Genomic DNA, 1918 nt, shown 5'->3' on the forward strand with positions numbered 1-1918 from the left:
CCCGTTCGTCCCCCGGTCGCGTCAGCCGAGGGCGGCGGTGTCCGGTGAGCCCGTCGCCAACGCGCTCCGGACGGACCCCCACGCGGTGAGCCGCTCGCGGATCGCGGGGTCGTGCTCGTGCTCGATCGCGGTCGCGTGGGCCTGCTCGAGCACCTCGTCGATCACGATGCGCCGCCCGGACCGAGCCGAAGCGATCGCGGCGTCCACCATCGTCAGGCTCATGACGTTGCCGTGGACCTCGCCGTCCGGCACCTCGCCGGTCCGCACCGCCCGCACGAAGGACGCGAGCGAGCCCGCGATCTCGGTGCCGACGCTCGCCGCCGGATCCGGCGCACCCGGGGTGCCGTCGAGGTCGCTCCACGGGTCGTGGTCGCCGTCCCACAGCGCCGTCCCCGCAGCCCCGGAGGCCCGCCAGTCGCCGTTCCAGGACGTCTCGGCGCCGGGCGCGCACCACGAGCCGTCGTACACGTACCGGACCTCGTCCTCGAAGGTGAAGACGGCCGCGGCCGCGGCGTCCCCGCGGTACCAGGACCACGACGGGTTCCACGACTCGCAGTAGACCGAGACCGGGTCGCGCTCGAGCACGTAGCGGGCGGAGTCGAACGCGTGGATCGCCATGTCCAGCAGGAGCACGTCGTCCATCTCCTCGCGGAAGCCCCCGAAGTGCGGCGCCTTCGCGAACCTCGTGTCGAGGCCGCCGATCGCTCCGAGGCCGCGCACGTGCTGCCGGAACGCCACGAGCTGGTCGTTGTAGCGCCGTGACTGCGACACCATGAAGAGCTTGCCGGTGGCCTCGGCGGCTGCAGCGAGCGCCAGGGCCTCCGCGACCGTCTGCGCCGCGGGCTTCTCGCCGAGGACGGGCAGCCCGGCACGGAGCGCTTCGAGCGTCACCGGGTGGTGGGCCACCGGGACGGTGATGTCCAGCACCGCCTCCGCACCCGTCTCGGCGATGAGCGCGGTGAGGTCGCGGCCGACCGGGATCGTCGAGTCGCCGGCGAGCTCGGCCCCGGCGCGCGCGGCGTCGAGGTCGAGGTCGACGACACCGACGAGCTCGACGTCCGGGTCCGCGGCGACGGTCGCGAGCCAGGCCCGGCCCATCCCGCCGGCGCCGACCTGGACGACCCGCAAGGGGGCGGTCACGCCGACACCTCCTCGTCGACCGGAGCGTCGTCGAACGGGCCACGGTAGTGCTGGCCGTCGAAGTACTCGCCGAGGTCGTAGCGGCGGAGGGCGGGGAGTTCGCGCTCCCGCTCCGGTCGGGCCCACTCGGCGCCGTTCGCGATGACGCGGCGGACGTCCGGGTGGTGGTACACGGGGAAGTCCTGGTCGCCCGGCGAGAAGTAGAAGATCTTCCCGAAGCCGCGGCGGTAGGTCATGCCGCTGCGGAAGACCTCGCCGCCGGTGAACCCGGAGATGAAGATCAGCTCGTCGGGCGTCGGCACGTCGAAGTACTCGCCGTACATCTCCTGCTCGGGGATGACGATCGGGTTCGGGACGCCGCGGGTGATCGGGTGCTGCGGGTTCACGGTCCAGACGAGTTCCTGGTCGTGCTCGCTGCGCCACCGGAGCGTGCAGGTCGTGCCCATGAGCTTGCCGAAGATCTTCGACCAGTGGCCCGAGTGCAGGACCACGAGGCCCATGCCGGCCAGGACGTGCTTGTGGACGCGGTCGACCACGGCGTCGTCGACGTCGGCATGCGCGGCGTGACCCCACCAGGTGAGGACGTCGGTCTCCGCGAGGACCTCGTCGGTGAGACCGTGCTCGGGCTCCTGCATGGTCGCGGTGCGGACGACGGCGTCCGGCAGGTGCTCGCGGATGCCGTCCGCGATCGCGCCGTGCATGCCGTCGGGGTAGCGCTCGGCGACGTGCTGCTCGACCTGCTCGTGGACGTTCTCGCCCCAGACGGTGATGCGCAGGG

2 protein-coding genes are annotated in these 1918 nt (G+C 72.6%); both read right to left on the reverse strand.

Features of this window, described 5'->3' with window-relative positions; genetic code table 11:
• Nucleotides 1-21: 21 nt before the first annotated feature.
• Complete coding sequence (locus I59_RS12600) at nt 22-1140, reverse strand: Gfo/Idh/MocA family protein (protein ID WP_022904171.1); 1119 nt, start codon at nt 1138-1140, stop codon at nt 22-24.
• Complete coding sequence (locus I59_RS12605) at nt 1137-1916, reverse strand: ThuA domain-containing protein (protein ID WP_022904172.1); 780 nt, start codon at nt 1914-1916, stop codon at nt 1137-1139. Before I59_RS12605 ends, I59_RS12600 begins: the two co-directional genes overlap by 4 nt.
• Nucleotides 1917-1918 lie beyond the last annotated feature (2 nt).

The sequence above is a fragment of the Curtobacterium sp. B8 genome, from assembly GCF_000333315.1.
Taxonomy (GTDB): domain Bacteria; phylum Actinomycetota; class Actinomycetes; order Actinomycetales; family Microbacteriaceae; genus Curtobacterium; species Curtobacterium luteum.